15 protein-coding genes and 2 pseudogenes are annotated in these 19713 nt (G+C 52.7%); 6 read left to right on the top strand and 11 right to left on the bottom strand.

The window, feature by feature from the left end; all coding sequences use genetic code 11:
* Positions 1 to 114: 114 nt before the first annotated feature.
* Complete coding sequence (locus tag ACR0K5_RS04525; protein WP_480628521.1) at positions 115 to 723, bottom strand: recombinase family protein; 609 nt, start codon at positions 721 to 723, stop codon at positions 115 to 117.
* Between the two features lie 201 nt (positions 724 to 924).
* Between ACR0K5_RS04525 and ACR0K5_RS04520 the strand changes: the two genes are divergently transcribed.
* Both ACR0K5_RS04520 and ACR0K5_RS04515 read left to right on the top strand, forming a co-directional pair.
* Positions 925 to 2151: a Shedu anti-phage system protein SduA domain-containing protein gene (locus ACR0K5_RS04520; protein WP_480628520.1), complete on the top strand. Its 1227-nt coding sequence runs from the start codon at positions 925 to 927 to the stop codon at positions 2149 to 2151.
* Between the two features lie 751 nt (positions 2152 to 2902).
* The gene (locus ACR0K5_RS04515; protein WP_480628519.1) at positions 2903 to 5944 is read left to right on the top strand and encodes a primase-helicase family protein; all 3042 of its coding nucleotides are present in this window, start codon (positions 2903 to 2905) and stop codon (positions 5942 to 5944) included.
* Positions 5945 to 6089: 145 nt separating this feature from the next.
* Here ACR0K5_RS04515 and ACR0K5_RS04510 read toward each other — a convergent pair whose 3' ends face one another.
* Both ACR0K5_RS04510 and ACR0K5_RS04505 read right to left on the bottom strand, forming a co-directional pair.
* Positions 6090 to 6902 carry an AcrVA2 family anti-CRISPR protein gene (locus ACR0K5_RS04510; RefSeq protein WP_480628518.1) on the bottom strand — a complete coding sequence of 271 codons (813 nt, stop codon included), beginning with the start codon at positions 6900 to 6902 and terminating at the stop codon, positions 6090 to 6092.
* A 22-nt stretch (positions 6903 to 6924) separates the two neighbouring features.
* A complete protein-coding gene (locus tag ACR0K5_RS04505) occupies positions 6925 to 8307 on the bottom strand; it encodes a tyrosine-type recombinase/integrase (RefSeq protein ID WP_480628517.1) in 1383 nt (460 codons plus the stop codon).
* A gap of 350 nt (positions 8308 to 8657) precedes the next feature.
* On the opposite strand from ACR0K5_RS04505, the pseudogene ACR0K5_RS04500 reads away from it, so the two are divergent.
* A pseudogene (locus ACR0K5_RS04500) lies at positions 8658 to 9248 on the top strand (type I restriction-modification enzyme R subunit C-terminal domain-containing protein); the annotation flags it as partial.
* 746 nt (positions 9249 to 9994) lie between these two features.
* Here ACR0K5_RS04500 and ACR0K5_RS04495 read toward each other — a convergent pair.
* A pseudogene (locus ACR0K5_RS04495) lies at positions 9995 to 11871 on the bottom strand (DUF3604 domain-containing protein).
* A gap of 376 nt (positions 11872 to 12247) precedes the next feature.
* Complete coding sequence (locus ACR0K5_RS04490; protein WP_480628516.1) at positions 12248 to 13291, bottom strand: nuclear transport factor 2 family protein; 1044 nt, start codon at positions 13289 to 13291, stop codon at positions 12248 to 12250.
* Between ACR0K5_RS04490 and ACR0K5_RS04485 the strand changes: the two genes are divergently transcribed.
* Positions 13281 to 13571: a winged helix-turn-helix transcriptional regulator gene (locus ACR0K5_RS04485; RefSeq protein ID WP_480628515.1), complete on the top strand. Its 291-nt coding sequence runs from the start codon at positions 13281 to 13283 to the stop codon at positions 13569 to 13571. The genes ACR0K5_RS04490 and ACR0K5_RS04485 overlap by 11 nt on opposite strands.
* Positions 13572 to 13811: 240 nt before the next feature.
* On the opposite strand, the gene ACR0K5_RS04480 is transcribed toward ACR0K5_RS04485, so the two are convergent.
* Positions 13812 to 14159, bottom strand: coding sequence for a winged helix-turn-helix transcriptional regulator (locus ACR0K5_RS04480; RefSeq protein ID WP_480628514.1), 348 nt, complete (start codon positions 14157 to 14159; stop codon positions 13812 to 13814).
* A gap of 86 nt (positions 14160 to 14245) precedes the next feature.
* Here ACR0K5_RS04480 and ACR0K5_RS04475 point away from each other — a divergent pair, with 86 nt between their 5' ends.
* Complete coding sequence (locus ACR0K5_RS04475) at positions 14246 to 15337, top strand: NAD(P)/FAD-dependent oxidoreductase (protein WP_480628513.1); 1092 nt, start codon at positions 14246 to 14248, stop codon at positions 15335 to 15337.
* Between the two features lie 122 nt (positions 15338 to 15459).
* On the top strand, positions 15460 to 15678 hold the full coding sequence (locus ACR0K5_RS04470) for a hypothetical protein (protein ID WP_480628512.1): 219 nt from the start codon (positions 15460 to 15462) through the stop codon (positions 15676 to 15678).
* 470 nt (positions 15679 to 16148) lie between these two features.
* Here the strand turns inward: ACR0K5_RS04470 and ACR0K5_RS04465 are convergent, their stop codons facing one another.
* From ACR0K5_RS04465 to ACR0K5_RS04445, 5 genes are all read right to left on the bottom strand, one after another.
* Complete coding sequence (locus tag ACR0K5_RS04465; RefSeq protein WP_480628511.1) at positions 16149 to 16727, bottom strand: holin family protein; 579 nt, start codon at positions 16725 to 16727, stop codon at positions 16149 to 16151.
* Entirely contained in the window at positions 16718 to 17329 is a 612-nt protein-coding gene (locus ACR0K5_RS04460) for a holin-associated N-acetylmuramidase (protein WP_480628510.1), read from the bottom strand. The genes ACR0K5_RS04465 and ACR0K5_RS04460 overlap by 10 nt, the downstream gene beginning before the upstream one ends.
* A 65-nt stretch (positions 17330 to 17394) precedes the next feature.
* Positions 17395 to 17799 (bottom strand): helix-turn-helix domain-containing protein, encoded by a 405-nt coding sequence (locus ACR0K5_RS04455; protein ID WP_480628509.1) that lies wholly within the window; start codon positions 17797 to 17799, stop codon positions 17395 to 17397.
* Positions 17796 to 18017, bottom strand: a complete 222-nt coding sequence (locus tag ACR0K5_RS04450; protein WP_480628508.1) for a hypothetical protein — start codon at positions 18015 to 18017, stop codon at positions 17796 to 17798. The genes ACR0K5_RS04455 and ACR0K5_RS04450 overlap by 4 nt, the downstream gene beginning before the upstream one ends.
* 382 nt (positions 18018 to 18399) lie before the next feature.
* Positions 18400 to 19677, bottom strand: a complete 1278-nt coding sequence (locus ACR0K5_RS04445; protein ID WP_480628507.1) for a hypothetical protein — start codon at positions 19675 to 19677, stop codon at positions 18400 to 18402.
* Positions 19678 to 19713 lie beyond the last annotated feature (36 nt).

The raw sequence follows: 19713 nt of genomic DNA, 5'->3' as shown, positions 1-19713 counted from the left end.
CTAGCGTGGTACCTATAGGCCCGCTATTGCGGGTTGGTCGTCGTAGGGCGAGTGACTAATAATATAGTGTGGTTAGCTTTTGGATCAGATGCTGTCTTGTGTCAGCGGGCATCCTTACTCCACGGAATCATTCCCTTCGCGATGATCCCGCAAAATGCGAAAGACTGATGCACGGCCTATCTCGAGTTGTTTGGCGATCTCATCCGGTTTGAAACCACGCTTTTTGAGCTTAAGAACTTCCGGCGTCTTGGCGCGGGCAGTCGGTTTCCGGCCCTTGTATTTCCCATCGCGCTTTGCTTTCGCAATTCCATAGGCTCTACGTTCTGCTAATCGATCACGCTCAAACTGAGCCACAGCACCCATCATACGTACTAGGAGCATTTGCGTTGGGTCCTTAGGGTCCAAAGGGTTCGCAGAGAGGTCGGGCAAGAGCCAAATGACATTCGGATTTTCAGGCTTTGTTACAGCCGCGTCAGCGGCAGCTAAGTCGCGAAAGGCCCGATCCATCTTGGCAGCGCAGATGCACACACGATTGTTTTCCGTTGCTTGCGTGTTTGCCTCCTTCAGCATCCGCGCAAACTCGGGGCGGTCTCCGCGCGTACTTGCCTCTTCATAAAAGAAGCGCGTCACACCTAAGCCTTTTAAGGTTGCAATTTGATCCTCCCAGCCTGCTGCCTGTGTGCTTCGATCAACCGAAACACGTACATAACCCCAAATTTTCATGACCAAACACCCTTCAGTCCCTTATGCTTCTAAATTAATTGATACAGTATCAATAGGATGATTCGATAGTATATTTGATACTTTTTCTGGAGCTGTTTCGAGGTATTTTTAGGGACGTGCCTATTGATACTGAAGCACATTGAGCTTTGGGTAGTTTTCGCTACGTTGGCAGCTCAAATGAGAATACGAAGGAAATCGTTGATGAGTGAGGCGACATTGGCTGATGCGAACCAAATGGCCCGTGCCTTCTTAGAGGAGTTCGCTCAACATTACTGGAAACCGTTTCACGAGAAGTTGAATTCAAACCCAGAATTGAAGGACAAAGTTCCCTCATTTCTACACTTTCACGATAACTTGGTAATTTACTTTGGACGCACGCACATTGCCGTTGAATATCTCGGCTCAGAAATCGAAGACGAGCCGAGCGAAGAGTACCAAATTAACCTGACCGCGTTCGATTTTTCTCTGAAGGAGACTAACCTCCTTGAGCAGATAGTTGGATTCAACCTTGGGTCGACTATGGAACTTACCTTCCCGTTGCCGGCATATTCCGACGACTTGGTTCTTGCCACACATGCCGGTTGGGAGAAGTTGGATGAACTGAATTGGAACCATTCTGCGCAAGAAGCCGTTTTTGGGTTCAACTGGAATTTACCCCAACCGCCCGCCGGGCAATTCTGCCGTCTGGTAAACGCCAAGTTCTTTGATGCCAACGAAAACGGACTAATCACACGACGCATCCAGTGGATAGACTTTTTCCCGATTGAGTTCGTGGAAGGAGATGGAGAAACCGATCAAATAGGTATCCCCACTCATTTCTGGGGTGAACTTGCCGAAAACGATGCGGAGGCATACCTCTCTCTGCCGAGCGACTACAAGTATCAAAAACTGCCCTTAATTAATGATTTCGTGGAGCTTTGGGGTAACAAAAAAACCACTGAACCACAAATAACACAATTCCTCGCGGAGGACCGGCATAAGTTTATACTCACCATGAGGTTCGGAGCTCAGAACGTTGAGGCAGAGGCACTATGCAAATGGCAAAGTGAGGTTCGAAAGGACATTAAGCCTGACTTCTTTGTCATCAATACCAATGGCTACGCAGACATTGTGGAGTTCAAATTGCCAGACATTGGGAAATCTATGGTGGTTGGGCGAGAAAATCGGGAAACATTTGGTGCTTGGCTACAGAGCTATATCGCACAAACTCGCGTTTATTCGGAGTTTTTTGATGATCCGAACAACCGCAGTTGGTTCGAAGAGCAATATGGATTCAAAGTCTATAAACCGCGCCGTTTCCTTGTGGTTGGTCGGCGGGCAGATTTCGAACCTGAACAATGGCGATCTATTGCGGCGGACTACCGGGATATCGAATTGCTGAACTTTGATGACCTCGTTGATGGTGTGAAAGTGCAGTTTTACATGTGAACTCGGACCTTCATCTCACGAAGAAAGCGTTCTGTTACGGTGTGAAAGGGTTGGTCTGAGGGCAGTTTTGGTTTGAAATCGTGTTCGATGAAGGCCCGCTAACGCGGGCTTTTGTCAATTTTTTACTTTCTCGGTCTGTTGGAGCGTCAGCGTCTCCAAACACAGTTCATAGCGGCTAGAGAATACCTTTGGTTTCACGGCCACAGAGGCGTCCCTCGATACTTTATTTGCATTTGTTGCAGGGACCCAAAGGGGGGTACGCCCCGGGGCTGTAATCCCCTGCAGTAGCTGCCTGCGGGCCGGATTGCAACTAATTGAATTAAGTTTGCAAGTATCGATCTTGGTTATGTAATTTAAAAAAACTTATTAATAACAAAAACTTAAGATTATTTCGCTAACTTCCCTTCCCGCTTGAAGCGTATGCAACTTATGTAAACCTGACTTAACTACCGAAACTTGCTGACCCGATGGGTCAAAATTCTTGACGTAGGTTTCAATGGCCTCTATGCAGATTGTCAATCGCGGATAGACCGCGCCCTTTTCGCCTGTGCAGGAGCTGCACAGATTTCGGCCTATGAGGTCGAAACAGAAGTCTTCGTGACGGGACAGATCACGAAGCAAAACTACAAACCGAGGTGGTTGCGCCTCTCTTCACCGGGCCTGCGCCTCAATGTGCAGGTTCATCGCGGGTTATCGGGTCGGGCTCGAAGGAGACTGCGTCCGAGCGCCTAAGTATCTGTCCAATGCCATCATGGCGGAAAGTGAGACAAATATGAACGCTCCGATTGGAAGCGAATTTGAAGTTTTTGCGGACTGGGACGACATCCCGGCCCCTGAAGACATTTACGAAGTTGATTGTCCTGAACGGCCGGAGCCTCCGATCTGGATGTATGATAGGATTGAACAGGGAAATGTAGTGCGCTTCACCCGCCCTAAGCTGATGTCTCTTGGTGATGCTGTCGTCATTGGCGACCTTTCAGCGCCTGAGTGTGAAGCACTTTTGAGTAGTGAGACGGTTATCGGTAAGTCAAACCGTGCACCGCGCGTGAGCGCGGAGAAGTGGGAATTTGTGCAGGGTCCGCTGAGCGAGCTCGTGGAATTCCTTTCAAACCACCCTGTGGACAACAATAAGGAGGGGAGCGCGGCATTCTTTGCGGAATGCGAACGCACCGGGAAGACTTATTTCCATACGAGATACGGCGCTCAGGAGAAGATTGAGTACGTCTATAAGCTCAAGGATCGGGTTCAGCGCATTCATTCCGTGGCAATCGATGTTGATGGTGGTCACCTTGTAGAACATACCGTTGAACGCCTACGCCGCCTCGGCCTGTTTGCCATCATCTACACCACCCACTCCCATGACCGGAAGAAGACTGCTAAGGGTGATCGGTTCCGGATCATCGTACCTTTGGTTCGGGCGTTCGATTACGCGGACTTTGTTGATCAGAAGACGGCAGAACGGATCTGGAAGAGTCTCTATGTTGGTTTCTGCGAGTCGATTGGAGTGACGAAGTTCGATGCTGCTGGGATGAGGCCGACTCAGCTCATGTACCTTCCGCGCCGAAGCCATGATGGTGCTGAATTCAAGCACTACATTCTTGCCGGTCGTGGGTTGCGGATTGAAGATATGCCGAAGGGAGATATTTCAAAGTACACTCGCAGCGGCGCGCGGCGCAGGGGCTTCGGTGGCGGGAACCGACAGGATACCGATGAACCGGCATTCTTGAGTGATGGTTTTGATCTTCGGGCTTGGCATTCTGATTTCGGGGGAGAATTTTGCCTCGAGTCTTTTCTCGAGTATGTAGGCTGCGATGTCCTTGGCGATGCTGGTGAGGGGTTCAACATCCGCTGCCCCAACGAGGCGTCACATAGCAATGCGGGGGAAGAAGACTACGGAACGTGGGCGTGTGAAGGTGAGGACGGGTTCGTCATCTTCTGCCACCATGACCATTGTAGCGGCGTCCATACTTGGGATTTCTTGCGGATGCTGGAAGATCAGTGTGTACTTCCGGATAGCTGTGAAACTCTATCCGACTTACTCTGCTCGGAATTTCTGTACCCTGACGGTGTAGCGGAGATCGTGCATAAGGCTGACTATGTAGATGCGACTATCAAGCTGGAAGCTCTGAGGTCGCCGAGGGCCGTTGAAGTGGCCTTTTCCAAGGTACATGCCCGGTCTGGGGATGATACTTTTGCAGCGCTCTATGCGGGTGTTGAGAAGGGTGGGTCTCGCCCGGCCGCAAAGCAGAAGCTAAAGGAGCTTCTGTCGGGTTTAGATCGCTTCGTTGCAAATGACATCAAGCGGTTGGAAAAGTCCGGACGTGAAATGTTGCAGGTTGAACGCAAGGAGGCTGACGTTGCCCGAAAGACCGAGCGGACCAAGGATATGCTGGATGCGCTCGAACGGGACCATCTGGCGCACCCGTCTATGGATATTGCAGATCCGCTTGGAGACGATCTGGACAGCGCGTTTGCGACGCTCTCTAAGCGTTTCGCCGTGTGTGATGTTGATGGCAAGTTCCGCGTGGTCCGTAAGCCTGACTTGAACACTCTGAAGGGGGAAATGACTTCCAGTACGATTATCGTAAGCACGAAGGAAGATTTCATCAGCTTTCATATGAACCGTGGGATTCAGGTGGGTGATGAAATCGTGAATCCGGCCAAGGAATTCCTCGAGAACGCACCTCGTAAGTCTGGCATCGTGTTCGCGCCGCCCCCGCTCGTCGCCGGGGATAACGAGTACAACATGTTTTCCGGTTTCCAGCTTCCGGCGCGGGAAGGGGACTGGCCTACGCTCAAGGATTTTATCTACCGCATAGTTTGTCGAGAGGATGAAGAGAAGTATCGTTTTGTGATCCTTTGGATGGCGCACATGGTTCAGAAGCCGGGAGAAAAGCCGGGAACTGCAGTTGTCTGCCGGGGGGCCGGAGGGTGTGGTAAGTCCACTTTCGGCGAAATCTTGATGCGGCTTGTGTCCCCCTACGCAAAGCTTCTCGACAAGGAAGAGCATGTGATTGGGCGTTTCGCTGGAGAGCATCTCAGCAAGTGTATTGTTGCTGTTGTTACCGAAGCCGTTTTCGGTGCATCGCCTAAGGTAGGTTCGGTCTTGAAGTCGCTTGTGTCGTCTCCGACCATTCAGGCCGAAGCGAAGGGGATGCCGGTTGTCACGCTACCTTCCTATTTGCGTTGCTATTTTGATAGTAACAGCGAGGTCGTTGTCCCCATTGAAGGGAATGGTTCTGAGCGACGCTACTTTGTGATGGAAATCTCGGAGGATCACAGGGGCGACAAGGAGTATTTCCGGAAGCTTTATGCAGCCATCAATGGTCCAGAGATGCAGGCCTTGCGCGCGTTCCTTGAAAACCTTGATCCTTCTGACGTTGGTTATGAATGGGAAGATGTGCGGACGGCTCCCAACACCGCGGAACGCGAACGGATGGAGCTCCATAGTATGCGGGGCGCACTCTTAGAACTTCGCGAGGTAATTCAGGACGGTAAGGTGGTTCTGGGATTCGGCGAAAGCGAGCAGGAAATTGAATTCGAGGACGACAAGTCATTCCGGATTCCTCGCAAGGAATTTCGTGTTCACATCGGTTCTGCCGGTGATCCGCGTAGGTTGGCTGATCGTGACATTCCCGCAATGATGAAGCAGCTTTTTAAGGTGGATGAAATCAGGGGAGTGCCGTTGATCAAGGAGGCCCGCGGACGGGTTGGTCGGGCGGAGAACGATTGGTATTACGAAATCGCTCCTTGCAACTGGCTTCGGGAACTTCTTGAAGCTGACGGCGTATAATAAGGGTGTGGCGGGGTGACGCCCCCGCTAACCTCACAACCTCATTAAATATAAATATATCTAGGTAAACCCCAATACACACACCAGCGGGCGTGTGTGACTTTCTCTTTCGGGGGAGTGCTCTGGACGCCATCCCACGCAGCATCTAACCGCTGGGCGCAAGGTCATTCTGGAATGGTGGTTCCCTCCGTTTGTATCCCATCCGACGCTCAACGAATGCAATGTCGCCTTCTCTGCGCACATTAACCAACGCTGATCTGACCCAGATGCGCTTACCGCACGAAAGAACGCGCTCATGCGCCCGTCTAAGGTGCGGGACAGGGCTCGCATGTGTTCCTTGAAGGGCGCTTCTGTTTCCTACGTGTTGCAGGGCCGTAAAGTAGTCTGCAACTCCAACATCATAGTGAGCTGGTACTGGCCGCTTGCCCTGCCTTTTCCTCTTTGTGTTGGTGATGCTGGGGGGGCGTTTTAGGTCAACGTTGCACCCACGTGTATTTAGCACCGCAATTGCCAAGGGATAAAGCGATGTCATCGCCTGCTCTTCATTGGTCGTCGGATTCTGATTGGATAGCGCCATGTTAATTTTTGTGCCGTCGGATGTGTGATCGAACCGGAGATGACCAATAAGGTGTCGTCGCTTTTGCTTCAGAAGATATTGCTTAACCAAAACCGAATTTTCCATTTGAGGAAGAACGACTTCCAGAAAGTTCAACGGAGTGGTCGCCCCGTCCTGCTGAAACGTGGATAGTTCAGCAACGAATGCCCAAGGGTGCAATTCGAAAGGTTGCCCCACATGTTCCTTGAGCCCTTCGACCACTTCTACGGTGCGACCATGAAGCCGTTCACCATTTTCGAACCTGCCTAGTGCGAAAATTCGCCCTTCATCAACGATACCCCGCGGAATGACCTGCTGTTCCGATAGGTCATACAAGTGCTCAAATGTACGCTGTAGCTTCATACTAAGTTACCTACTTGCAAAGTCATTTGTGTTTGTTGATCTTCAGGTTTTGTTTTTGGGCAGTCCGCATCGCGTTTTCTTCGTCAACCTCCTCAGAACTTGGGCGAAGCCATTCTTCAACTTCTCGACGTGTTCTTGAAGTTCCATCCTTACCGGCGGTTTCTACAGGGTAATCAAGTGACTGCTGTTGTTCATGTCGACGACGTGCGGCTTCACGTCGGCTGCGTTCCAAACTGGTTACGAAATCCGCCCATCTCTGCATGATTTCCAGACGCTCTGGAAGAAGTTTTGACCTCAGATAGGCGGCATCTTCCGGGCTTTCGACCACGTGTTGAATACACCGCTTCCGCATGTCCTTGTCGCAGATTTGATTGTCGCCGCACCATGTACCAAAAGTGGCACGAAAACCGTGCGCCACCGCAAGCCGACCATCGTTTGCCCGCCAATCATGAGTTTTTAGCCATTTCCCCCATGTGTTTTCCGAAATAACACCACGCTTCCACGCGGTCTCTGACGGAAACACAAAGCCAGCTTCCGACTTGAATCGGGCCCTCGCAACCCGCAGAATTTCTACTGACTGCCTTGCTAATGGTGCAGAAAAGCCGATGTCTGTTTTCATACGTTCGGGGGGAATATCCCAAATCTTTTCTTTCCAATCGATTTCCGCCCAGACCATTTTGGTAACGTTCGCGGTGCGAGGAAGGTTGAGGAGATAGAACTTAAAGCCAAGGTTGGTGACGGAATTGTCGAGCGCTATCCAGAGCTTTGGCATTTGGTCCCACGGCAACGAAGGGTGATGTTTGTTTTTTCGCTTTACGTGGGGCAACAAGGCCTGAGTGCTCTTGGTGATGTCCGAAACGTCGGGCAGTACTTCTGGATTTCGGGCCTTAGCATTAGTTAAAATCTGGTCCATCCTATTTAGTGTCTTCCGGCCCGTGTCGGTCTGCCAGATTGGCTTCAATACTGTGACCAAGTCGTTCAGTGTAATCTGAATAACAGGTTTGTCGCCTAGGCTTGGCAACACATGTTGGTTGATCGGGCTCATCCATCTTCCGGCGCTGCCTCCATCTTTCAACCCCTGTCTTTTCAATTCAAAAAAGGTGTTGGTAGCTTCCCGAAAGGTCTCTGGCCGTAACACCTTGTTGCGCTCTCCGCGTGGATCAATGCCTTGCGCAACCATTTTGCGACAGCGCTGGGCTTCTATGCGGGCTTCAGCAAGGGAAATAGTGGGGTAAGAACCTAGGCCCATTTTTGGTCTTGCCGTGTCACCGGGAGGTGAGGACCAACGGAATTTCCAACTTTTTGTACCGGAATCTTTAACGTCGAGATACAGGCCACCCCCGTCGCCATGTTCTCCCTTTTTCGCGGTTCGGCACCGCGCATCTGATAGCAAATTAGTAGGCATGAATGCCTTGTATCAGGCAATTTTGGAGGGGGCAATTGAGGGGGCAAGTGGAACTTGCAAGGAGAGGGATACGCGAGAGTGGGATGAAATAACTATTTGAAAATAAACAGATTTGACTCAATTGAGCGTTTTGTGTAATGGCGAAGAGTGGTTCCGCCCCCGGGCACCACTTCCTCAGGTAAACCCTTGGTTTCACTCCAGCTTTTAACAGCAGGTTGGAGCCGTAGACCATGTCAGAGACCATTTCACCCAAGTACACCTTCGTGAAAGAGGGTGTTTTTTACTTCAGTCGCCGCATCCCCAAGGAGCTTTGCCGCTACTACTCGTCTTGAGTGCCTGAAACCGTGCATGACCTCCCCCGAGAGAAGATCCAAGTCGCGCTCTCGGATGGGACAGTTCGCAATATCAAATACATCGCGGCCACCACCTACTGGAGTCCCGAGGGCAAACCGATCTCTGCGGCGGAGTTCCTGAAGAGGCTTTTTGGTGATCTTTCTGGAATTGTTGCGGATGAAGACCAACTGCGGACGGTGTGGAGCGACCCTGACAACCGCGAACACTTTCTCGGACAACTGTCTGACCGAGGATATGATAAGGACAGGCTCGATGACATTCGGCGGTTAGTCGATGCTCCTGAGAGCGATCTGTTTGATGTACTGAGTTACATCCTTTTCACAAACGCCCCCAAGACTCGATACGATAGGGCAGACCGTCTGAGAGAAGGGTCGATGGACGTCTATGATGCTGAGACCAAAAACTTGCTGTTGGGTATCCTCAAGGCTTACGAGGACGATGGTGAAAGCGAGTTGGCCACGAAGAAGTTGGGTCAGTTTCTGGTTGCGCGATATGGCAGCATCGGTGAAGGTAAGGAGAAACTAGGAGGCCTAGCAGCTGTCTCTCAGGCATTCCGCGAGATGCAACGTGGTCTCTACTCAGACTGACCCTGTCGCACCCACTGTATTTCCCGGCAAAAAAATCTCTGCGCCTTTCACGGGTCGTGGCCTTAGTCTACTCCCCCTCCCGGGGTGACCACCTAGCCAATTCTAAGGTAAACACAGAGGGGGCGCTGAGAGACTTGCAGAGACTCGCACAGCCGCCTATCGGCAGTCGATGTGGGTACGCCCCCGGGAACCGCATTGATCCTCAGGGAGTCGCTGAGGGACTCTCACAGCAGCCGTAGACCATTCCGTAGACCATATGGTGCCTGTTGACAGCGACACAGTCCGTCGCATACCCCTTGTTTTGCTGGAGAGACCGGCTGAAGAAGTGCCTGTAACGGGAACAGAACACCGCCCCCGGGCACCATTTAACTACTTGATTTTTCTGGATATTTATTTTTGACTTTTTCAAGGTTTGACGGATTTTTTGAAGGGTTTGACAATTTTCGATCTGTGTTCGTTCTCCTTTTCACATACGGCCATGTATAGCTGGACGCGACCTTTGGGACATAGGGACGAGACAATCGGGACACATCGGACGGACTATAGCGCGGCGGCAGCTTCCGGACAATTTGGCACGATTTCCCGGACAACTCGACATGCCCCTTGGGAAGCTGGCCGCCAAGCCGACATTCACTTCGATTGCAGCGTTAAGCGTCCCTAAAAGCAGCAATGCACAGAGAGTTGCAATTGCAGGTGGGACCAGCCAGTCGTGGGAGCAAAGCCATGATAGATGAAGCGCGGGAACCTTAGCTGTCAGGGGTGTACCAAATCGGCGAAGTGTAGGCGCGATCCTGAAGCTGCATAACCGTACCTACAGGCATTTCGACATCAAAGAACTTTGCGTCGTATGCTGTCCATCGGGGGGTCGGTATTTCAAGCACGCGCACGTAGTAGAACGCCATTTGCGCGGGATCGAACTCGGGGTCGATCCAGTGAGCTGAGAGCACTGCCCGCCCAATCGAGTTGGTGTATGATGCATCCGCAATGTCTACGGTATTGCCGACATCAGAAATGCACGCACCGTCCGTAATCTCCCGGTCGGAACAGGCGATATCCCAAATTTTCTCCTGGGTCTGACCATCGGCGTCGACCCATCCTTTGACGATCTGTATACGGTCGAGGTTCGCGCCGTCAGGGTCCCGCACCGCGCGCACCATAAAGCTTGGAGCGGCGCCATTTGCGGCATTTGTGAGGTCTCCTCCCATTGGCACCCCCCGAGCGTATCCCTCGCGTGCGAAATCGGGTCTGACGACTTCGTCAGCCTCAAAATCCCAACCGCCGAACACGCGCACCCGGATCCGCGTTCCGGTTGTCGCAAAGGTCTCCTTGCGCGCCATTGCGTCCCAAATCGCCTCGCGTGTGTTTTCTCGGGCCCAGACCGCTGCCAGCCCGGATGCACCTATATCTGTCATCATGATCGACAGGGCTGGATCAGGCGCCTCGACCAGAGCATGTTTGAACCGATCGGCTGAAGGCTCGGCGATATGGGCTTTGCTGAAGTTATTTTCCTCGCGGCTTGTCGGCAGGGCTCCATGCGCGTCGGTGCTGCCAATCATACCGAACTTGAACGGGTTCGCGCCAAGCTCAGCCTCTACCACCAGGCCATTCTTGAGCGCTTCGCGTGCGTATTCGAAAGGCAGCATCTCGGGGTCTTGGCCTCCTTGCCGCTCAAATTGCCCGCATCGATTGTCTCGAAGTCGGCAAAGGCATCGTCTGGGGAAAGGAAGGGATGCGCTTCACCGTCGCCCTTCATCTGCGTCACTTCGACCAGAGGTTCATACTGCTGCCGCATCTGCACATATTCCGGGGTCAGCGGACCACCCGAATAGGTTTCCAGCTTGAACATATAGCCGTTGGACAGGTTGCCGTTATGCGGAATGGCCAATACACGTCCGCCGGTTTTTTCCTCGTAGCCCGCCATATAGGCCCAGAGATCCTCGGCATCGACCGAGTCATACTGTGAGAATGGCAGCACTTGGTTTGTCCGGTCTTCACCGTCTCGGAAAATGACGACACGGTGCATGTTGTTGCCGCCGGGATGTGATGTCCACTCAAATCCGTGCAACGTCGTGAACGTGCCGGGCTGATAATACTCGTCAGCAAGTTCTGTCGCCATAGCCCATGCCGACTCCGCCATTCTTGGCTCGTCGATTAAGTCGGTGCTCTCGTCGCGCAGCCACTCCAGAAAGGCATTGTACCCATCGCCAGATTTCACCATATCGTGCCACCTTTTGCCGGTCTCATTGGCGAGCACGAGGGGATCAGATCGCTGAATGAAATCGGACAGGCCAAGGTTCTCGGCATGATCCGCAACCACGACGAAGTCGAGCGGACGGATGAGCTTTACGTCCCAGCCAGAATGACTGGTCACCCGTTCCCCGCGCGCAGCCCGATACGCAATATCCGGGCCAAGGGTTGCCCCACCCAAGCCGGAGTCGGCTGACCAGGACGAGTGCAAGTGCGTATCACCAAAGAAGACCTGGTTCGGAAAGTAATCATCCACATAGGGGGAGTATTCTTTTTGCGGGCCGGTGTATGTGCTTCTTTCAATTAGAAGGTCCTGCGCAAAGGCTGGAACTGCCAGGACCGCGGCAATAGCAGTGGCAGTGGCAAGGCGGGTCATGTCAGTGTCTCCGAAGGCTATTCAATATTGCGCTGTGTAACTTAGGCGGTGGCTCTAGCGCTCTCCCCTCCTTGGGGTCCGAGATGATCAAACTCTTCTTTCGTTTCGCAGAAGCCGACCCCTTGGGGCACGCAGCAATGCAAGCACTCAGAAATGTCCGATCCTTTCATGCTCCAGGGTCGCGCGCGGGAAACTGCCGCTGCTTTTCAATAGAATATCAACCTAACGACCCCGGGACTGTCAACTGGGTAGATCTGTCTTAAGAAACAGCGAAAGGATGCTTTAGGCTCTCAATGCTGGCTACTGCGGTCAATTCGAAGGTCCGGTTTTTAGTTGGCGGGCCCGCAAATTCCGACCCGCCATCCCTCTATGGTATTTAGAACTTACCGTTCCCGTGCACCATCTCCGCAGGGGTGGGCGAAACCACATCCCAATGTTCGACGATCTTTCCGTCCTCGACGCGCCATAGGTCGAAGAAAGCCCAGGGTTTCTCGCTGACTGTGGCATCTGAAGCGACAAAGACAAAGTTGCCTTCTGCCACCACGATCTGCGGTTCGAACTTGGTTATGACGTTGCCCTGTTCGGCCCAGGCTTTGCTGCCCTCCATCAGACCATCAATTCCATCGGCAAGCATTGGATTGTGCTGCATGTAGACCTCAGAATACTCGAGGGCTTTCTCTGGTGCGGCACCGCCCAAGACGTCGCGCACAAATCCAAGTACCAACGCCTTGTTCTCTTCTGTTTTATCGAGATCGGTGATCTCGGTCGCTCCATCGGTCATGCCGCGACCAGACACCGTCGTTTCAGGAACTGGCTGCAAATTGTCCCAATGCTCGGCAACTTTGCCGTCCTCCACCCGGAATATGTCGAACGCGGCAAGGGTCGGCGCGCCAAAGGCGTCTGCGTTATCAAAAGTGCTGTGAAGAACTACCAAATCGCCTTCGGTAATTACCCTATGCGTGGTTGCGGTCATTCCGGATTGCTCGACCAAAGGTATCAAGCCAACCAAACCCTCAGCCCCGGTCGGGACCTGTGGGTTGTGCTGGATGTAATCCGATGTAACGAGTTGCCGCGCAGCTTCCGGGTCGTGATCGGCAAAGGCAGCGGTAAAGAGTGCGATTACAAGTTCTTTAGGAGACATGGCTTTATCCTCTGATTCGTATCCTTCCGATACGTGGTAGCAAAACAATACCACATTGCAATTACGTACTTTAAACTGACTTGGTATGCTCAACGCTACTGCCATATAGATCAGGGTGTTGTGCAAAAGCCGATCCATGGTTATGGTGCCTCTTAGTTTCGAAACAATACCAGAGACTGATATGCTACCAATCGGTGTTGCTAACAAAGCAGAAGCCTCCAACTGCTCTATTCGATCCGTGCTATCAAATGTGACCGGCAAATGGCGGATGATCATCATCCTCGCGCTGGAGGATGAGCCAAAACGCTTTGGCGACCTCAAACGCTGCATCGGAGACGTCACACAAAGTGTGCTTACCGAAAACCTGCGTGGATTGCAGCGCGATGGTTACTTGACCCGCACCGTCGATGCCGGGCCGCCAGTGGCGGTTTCCTATGAATTGACGCCGTTGGGTCGAAGCTTACTTGAGATGCTGAAGCCGCTCGTCTTCTGGTCGCATGAACAGATGGATGAGGTCAGGCAATTTCGCATGCAGTTCGACCGTGAGCACTCGAACTGACCTCAAAGCGAACCTAAGACTGCGAACTTCGAAAGGCGGTATTTTTCGCACACCGAGAACCTAGAAACTCAGTTGGGAGTGACCGGTTTCGGCAGTGATCAGCCACTGATGCGAAAGGCTGCGAACGACTACTCCAAACCCACAGTAAGTATTGTTACAGCGTTCAATAAAGTCTGCTTTCTCCAACCTGCTTTATCGCTGCAAAAATTCTGCTTACAGCGCCTACGCTTATTGTCCATTCTAGATCAGAGGATCCTTCGGGTCTGGCAACTTGTCCGCATTCTGCACAGCCCATTCGTGCATTTCATACAGCAGGGGGATCAGGCTTTGGCCCAGTGGCGTAAGGCTGTATTCGACGTGGGGCGGTATAGTTTGGAGATCTTTGCGAGAGACAAACCCCGTCACCTGCAATTCGGTGAGTTGGCGCGTCAATGTGCGATGTGTGATGCGCCCGAGGTTGCGTTGAAGCTGGTTGAACCGGCAGTTTCCCTGCGCAAGCCAATAGATGATCAACAGCTTCCACCGACCAGAGATAGCCGAGATCAGCGCCTCGATTTGACAGTGTTCCTCTAGCTCGTCATGTTTCAAGGCAGTATCCTAAATGACCGTACTTGTTCGTATGATTGTGCAAAACTAACTAGCGATCAGAACACAGTGCCGCAATGGGGGACCCGATGGCCAAGAAGAAAATCGTGATTGTTGGAGGGGGCTATGTCGGGTTTGAAGTCGCTCAGAAGTTGGATGCTCATGCGGAGGTCACTCTGATCGAACAACGCGAAGCCTTTGTGCAGCCACCCGCGGCGATCCGTGCGCTGGTTGAGCCTTCCTTACTGGGCCAGATCATCCTGCCATACGACAATCTGCTAAAATCAGGAAAGGTCGTGCGGGGCCGCGCCGCGTCAGTCTCCCAGTCAGAGGTCACTTTGGACTCCGGGGCCGTCTTTCCGGCGGACATAATCGTTATCGCCACCGGATCATCCTATGCTGCACCATTCAAACCGTCGGGCGACAGCATTTCTGATTTTCGTCAAGCCAGTACGGATGGCAGCGCGCAGCTGGCCAAGGCGAACTCAGTTGCAATTGTGGGAGCGGGCGCAGTCGGGACTGAACTTGCGGGCGAGATCGCCTCGGCACAGCCTGGCAAGTCCATTACCTTGATTTCGTCGGACGATACTTTGTTTCCAATGTATCCCACCAAGTTGGGCGCGCAACTCAAACGCAAACTGGAAAGACTTGGCGTGACCGTCATTCTCGGCCAACGCGCGCAGGACTTGCGCCATTTGGATCAGCCGTACAAGGGGGCTGTGAGTTTGATCGACGGACGAGTGATCGAGGCTGATCTTGTATTTCCGGTGATCGGATCGAAACCCCAATCGTCGTTGGTGCAAGGCCTTCCAGGGGTGCAAGTGGGTTCTGCGGGTCGGGTCAAGACCGACAAGTGGCTGCGCCCATCAGACTATCCTAACGTCTTCGTCGCCGGTGACATAGCCGACGTTGGCGACGGAATGACAATCGTGGCGACGACCCGACAGAATCCATGGCTCATCAAGACGCTTAAGAAAGTGTTGGATGGTGCACCCGTTGAGAGTCAGAAACCCTACTCGCCATGGAAAAGAGCACCCATTCTGGTGCCACTCGGCCCAGTCATCGGCAATAGCTGGCTCTTCGCAACAGTTGGCGACTGGATCACCCGTAAGATGAAAGGCAAAGACCTTTTCATTCCCAAATATCGCAAGGCCTTTGGCTTTGCCGACGCTGAAAAATAGTTCTGCGTCTCGGGAACGATTTGTCAGCGCTCTTTTCAGGAACGCCTGCGCTCCAAAACGTTGAACTTTGACTGCATGTGTATGAGCCCGATATGGGCGGCCAGTCAGTTAGGAAATCTGATATGACAACTACTAACCAGACCAAGAACTATGTGGAAGCAATCAAGGCAATGTCTGGCCTTGAGTTCCTAAAGCTCTCCATGGAACGAGACTTTCCGCAGCCCGATATGGCCAGCACCATGAATTTCCGACTGTCGGCTGTCGACGACGGAGTGGCTGTCTTGGACTGCACTCCTGGTGGACGTCATTTGAATCATTTAGGTGCGGTACACGGAGGCTGAGCAATGACCGTCCTCGACGCGGCTCTTGGTGTGGCGGCTCAAAGCAAGCTGCCAGCTGGCAGAGCTTTTACAACGCTGGAGACCAAAGTTAACATGGTGCGTGCTATTCGCCCCAACCTTGAGGCCTTGCGCTGTGAAGCGCACGCCATACACGTGGGGGGCGAACCGGCACTGCCGAAGCTCGATTGTTGGGTGAGGATGGGACGCTGTATGCACACGGAACCTCTACGTGTTTGATTTTGGCGATCTGATTAAAACGATCATCCTTAGATCTACACCCGACATTAGCCTCCCAAGGCCTCGCCTTGGGAGGTAGGTTGGTCATCTCGTTAAGAAAGCACATTGAACGTCCGGTTTGGGTTTTGAACTGCCGAAGCGCCCGCAGCGAGCAGCTCATACGGCGAAGACCGTTTAGGGCTCGCAGCCGACATATGGTCATTTCACTCAGACTATTGACGGGCACCTAGAGGTCAGCCATCCCCGGTCCGCCACGCGGAAATTGCAGGGTTGTCGGCCTCGGCCCGAGTTGTGTTGAGCGCCAGCTGGCTGTCCGTGCCGGTGTCGGCAATGCCAGGGCTGGTATGGTTAAGACCGCGCAGGGCAGCGATGTTTTCGACCACCACAGGGGCACAGGCCAATGTCTCGGCGATGGACCTTTGGAACTGCTGGGTTTTGAGCTGATGTCGCGCGCCAAAATAGAACGACACGACCACACCCATTAGCCACCAGAGCGGCTCCGGAACCAGCGCCAGCCCCTGCATCCGGGCAGCAAACCAAACGGGATCGGTCATCGCAGCAGCGAACAGGACAACGACCGACAGCGCCATCAAGGGGCGCGGGATGCGGTTGATGGCATCGACAAAACTGTCGAACCGCGTTGTTTTGGCGCTGGCAAATTCGGCGGTAAACTGTGCCATAGCCTCTTTGTCGTACTCGAAAGACCGTTGGCCAGCAGCTTCGGCATTTTCCCGAAACACCTCGGCGGTGTCCCGAACGACATTGCGCCCGCCGCCAAACAGCAAGCCAAAGATATTGCCCATCAGGCCCATCGTGCGACCCTCCGTTGGAATTGTTCATCACTCAGGTGAAATCGGGGCGAGATGAATTCTTCGGCCCGGTTTATCCACCCGCCCTTTTTGCCCTTCCGGGTGCGGGCGTATTTGCGGGATGCAGGGCGTCGATCTGCCAGGCGAAAGTAATAGTCGCGTCGCGCGATCCCATAAGCATCAACCAGCAGCTCACCCGCATCCCGATAGACAGCTTCGGCGGCTTCGGCGGTTTTGGGGCCAATGATACCATCAATGGTAAGAGCGAACGCAAACTTGCTCAATACGCGCTGCAGGATCCGCACCGCATTCGAACCGGCGTTTACATACATGTCGAAGACAGATGCCTGCAGCGGCTCCGGAAGCAGGTGGATACGCGGTCTGGTGAAATAGTGGCTGGTGAAAACCTGCACGGCCAGAGGTCGGCTGACGCGGAGAACATCGTTAACATCGATGTTGCCGTCCCGATCCAGATCAAGCCCGAGGCGGCGTATGGTGTGGATGGTCACGCCATATTTGGTCGCACCACCCGGATCGTCGGGATCGTTCACAAAGCCACCCTCTCGGGCAACGATCTCTTCGGCAATTTGTTTTACGGATTTCAAAGGGAATTGCTCCTGCATGATGCAGGAGCAAAATGGAGGAGTTCAGAGGGTATTTCCCTCTAAACCTACTTTAGGTCAAAAAGGGGGAGTTGGTCGGGATGAACCTTGTTTGCGATCTTCGGCGCACCCGCAGCTTTGCGGATCTGGAACACGTAGGTCTGGCTGATGCCCAACCTTGCGGCGATTTCCGAAGTCGTCAAGCCGTCATCGACCAGAGCCTCAACTTCAGCGAAGCGGTCTTCCGGCTTGGTGCGGGTCGCCAACAGAGACGGCACATAGATAATCTGACCGGCAAACTCCGCAATCAGTGCCTCGGCATCATCTTTCTCAAGCGGTGCCAATGGACCTTTTTCGGTGTACTGCTTCGGTACGTAAAAGCGTGTGCCACCTAGCTGCCGCATCAGAGCATGCGCAACTTGCTTTCCGCATTTCTCGGCGACCTCGCCCATGATTCCACGCCACTGGGTCATTTGCCCTCCGGCCAGTTCAATGGGCGCATGTTGCGGCGACCGGAAATCACGGTGGTGACCACACCGCCCTGCATGCGGTAGTCGGTACCGTTAACCACCGCACGCTTTGCACCGCTGTTTAACGCTTCTCGCGTCTCTCTGTGGATCTGACGGCGCACCGCTTCGATATCGACCATCGCCACGCGCTCCAGCCAACGGAGCACGGCGTGATCGGTCACCGGGAGGTTTCGTTTATTGGCGGTGTAAGGGCGCTGGTAACCTGTTTAGGTTGTCGCGGCACGCTCCAAACTGCTTGGTGCGATGCAAAACCAAACTGGTGCATTTTGTTGCAGCTAAGCTAAAAACGATGCAGTGATGAGCAGATTTTGTTGCTTCCAGATACACGGAAACAAGAACAAACATTGCGGAATTCTGCTGCGAATATCTGACATCGCCACTCACTGGAGGAGACTTCGGAGTCGGACCGAGCGCATATGTGTGGGTAGTCCGGGCAACACAAACAACCACCCGGACCTGACATGCCCTGGCCCACTAATATCTCGACTTATCGCAATTTTGAGACAACCTCTTACGTTTAGGCTGCTGAGCGCCTGCAAACGGTCACTTCGTATTCACGATCGGCGGATTGTCACATCTGCCCAAACAATAATCCCGACCTGCTTCTGCGTCGTTCGGCAATTTAGGGGGAGGATAGACGGGAAACATCATATCGACGCAAGCACGGTCGCTTTCATCAAAGTACCAACTTATGCGGTTATCAACAATATCATCGTCGCCCGGTCTGTACTTCTTGAAAGTCGCCTTTCCGAAAAGGGATGTTGTATTCGCTTCCCAATACCTCACCACCTTTATGTTGGTTCCATGCGCAAAGAGCTTGTACTTAAAATCTTCCGCTACAGCAGCACTTACCCGCAAGCCTGTTTTTTCAAAGGCATCGTGGAAGACGTTACCGGCGTCATAACCTCCTGGGTAGGGACCTCCGTCCGATGTTCTTTTTTCATCGACACCCACTTTCACGGCTTCGACATGGAAATACTGGAAGCGAACTCTTGCGCCGTCTTTTGGTCTGGGAATGTTGGTTATCATCACAACACACAGACGCAACGTCCTTTTAATGTCATCATATTCGTAGCCTGCCAAATTTTTGTCGTGCAGGCATTCTCTTAGGATTTTCCCTCTGACCTTCGTGTTTCGTTTGCCAAAAATATTACCCCGACTGAACGCCGTTCTATAAAACTCCCAGGTCGTGATCCCCGACACTGATCCGAACAAAGAACGAATAGTACTGGCTTGTATGTCTCTGGAGCAGAGCTCTGGTGGGATACCTGGTTCGCAGGGCGGTCGTGGCAATTCACTCAGAACTTCATTGAACTGGTCAGAAGTCAGGTCTCTGACTTCCTTCATTTCCTTTTCGATCAAATCTTTTTCGTTAGAGTCCGTTCGGGCAACGGAAACCTCTGTGACCAGTCTGTTCTCTGGCACATCGGCTGCACGAAACTGCATTCCGGTGTCTGGATCTATAGCCACTGAAGAGCAAGCCGACAGTGCGAGCATTCCAAGAACAGCAAAACAGGAATTGGCAAGTAATCTGCGCATTCTGACCCCCAAGGAAATTTTGAAATAATCGCCTTCATAACACAAAATTGTTGAAAATTTTAGAGTTTTCCCAAAACCGCTCAGCTGAGAAAGGAGATTTACTGCGTCATTTGTGGGATTTCTCAGTTGTGTCGAAGGCAGTGCGCACCCAAAGAGTCGTGTGGATCGGATCTTGCCCCAAACTCGAGATTGATCCACAACATCCACTGTAAGTAAAATAAAGGAAGGTGGCGCATCGATCTTTTCGATAATTCTTGCAAAAGCAATGAAAGCGCCAAACACGACCTGCTCACTTTCAAAGGCGTCGTGGCAATCCAG

The organism is Ruegeria sp. AB9, assembly GCF_056542585.1.
The sequence above is the reverse complement of the archived record's forward strand: the minus strand, read 5'-3'. Positions and strand labels throughout refer to the sequence as shown.

Excerpts from the sequence above, each read along its gene's own strand:
- ACR0K5_RS04520 (WP_480628520.1), top strand. The coding sequence starts at position 925 with ATGAGTGAGGCGACATTGGCTGATGCGAACCAAATGGCCCGTGCCTTC.
- ACR0K5_RS04505 (WP_480628517.1), bottom strand. The coding sequence starts at position 8,307 with ATGCCTACTAATTTGCTATCAGATGCGCGGTGCCGAACCGCGAAAAAG.
- ACR0K5_RS04455 (WP_480628509.1), bottom strand. The coding sequence starts at position 17,799 with ATGACCCAGTGGCGTGGAATCATGGGCGAGGTCGCCGAGAAATGCGGA.
- ACR0K5_RS04525 (WP_480628521.1), bottom strand. The coding sequence starts at position 723 with ATGAAAATTTGGGGTTATGTACGTGTTTCGGTTGATCGAAGCACACAG.
- ACR0K5_RS04490 (WP_480628516.1), bottom strand. The coding sequence starts at position 13,291 with ATGATGATCATCCGCCATTTGCCGGTCACATTTGATAGCACGGATCGA.
- ACR0K5_RS04475 (WP_480628513.1), top strand. The coding sequence starts at position 14,246 with ATGGCCAAGAAGAAAATCGTGATTGTTGGAGGGGGCTATGTCGGGTTT.
- ACR0K5_RS04470 (WP_480628512.1), top strand. The coding sequence starts at position 15,460 with ATGACAACTACTAACCAGACCAAGAACTATGTGGAAGCAATCAAGGCA.
- ACR0K5_RS04485 (WP_480628515.1), top strand. The coding sequence starts at position 13,281 with ATGATCATCATCCTCGCGCTGGAGGATGAGCCAAAACGCTTTGGCGAC.
- ACR0K5_RS04515 (WP_480628519.1), top strand. The coding sequence starts at position 2,903 with ATGGCGGAAAGTGAGACAAATATGAACGCTCCGATTGGAAGCGAATTT.
- ACR0K5_RS04465 (WP_480628511.1), bottom strand. The coding sequence starts at position 16,727 with ATGGGCCTGATGGGCAATATCTTTGGCTTGCTGTTTGGCGGCGGGCGC.
- ACR0K5_RS04510 (WP_480628518.1), bottom strand. The coding sequence starts at position 6,902 with ATGAAGCTACAGCGTACATTTGAGCACTTGTATGACCTATCGGAACAG.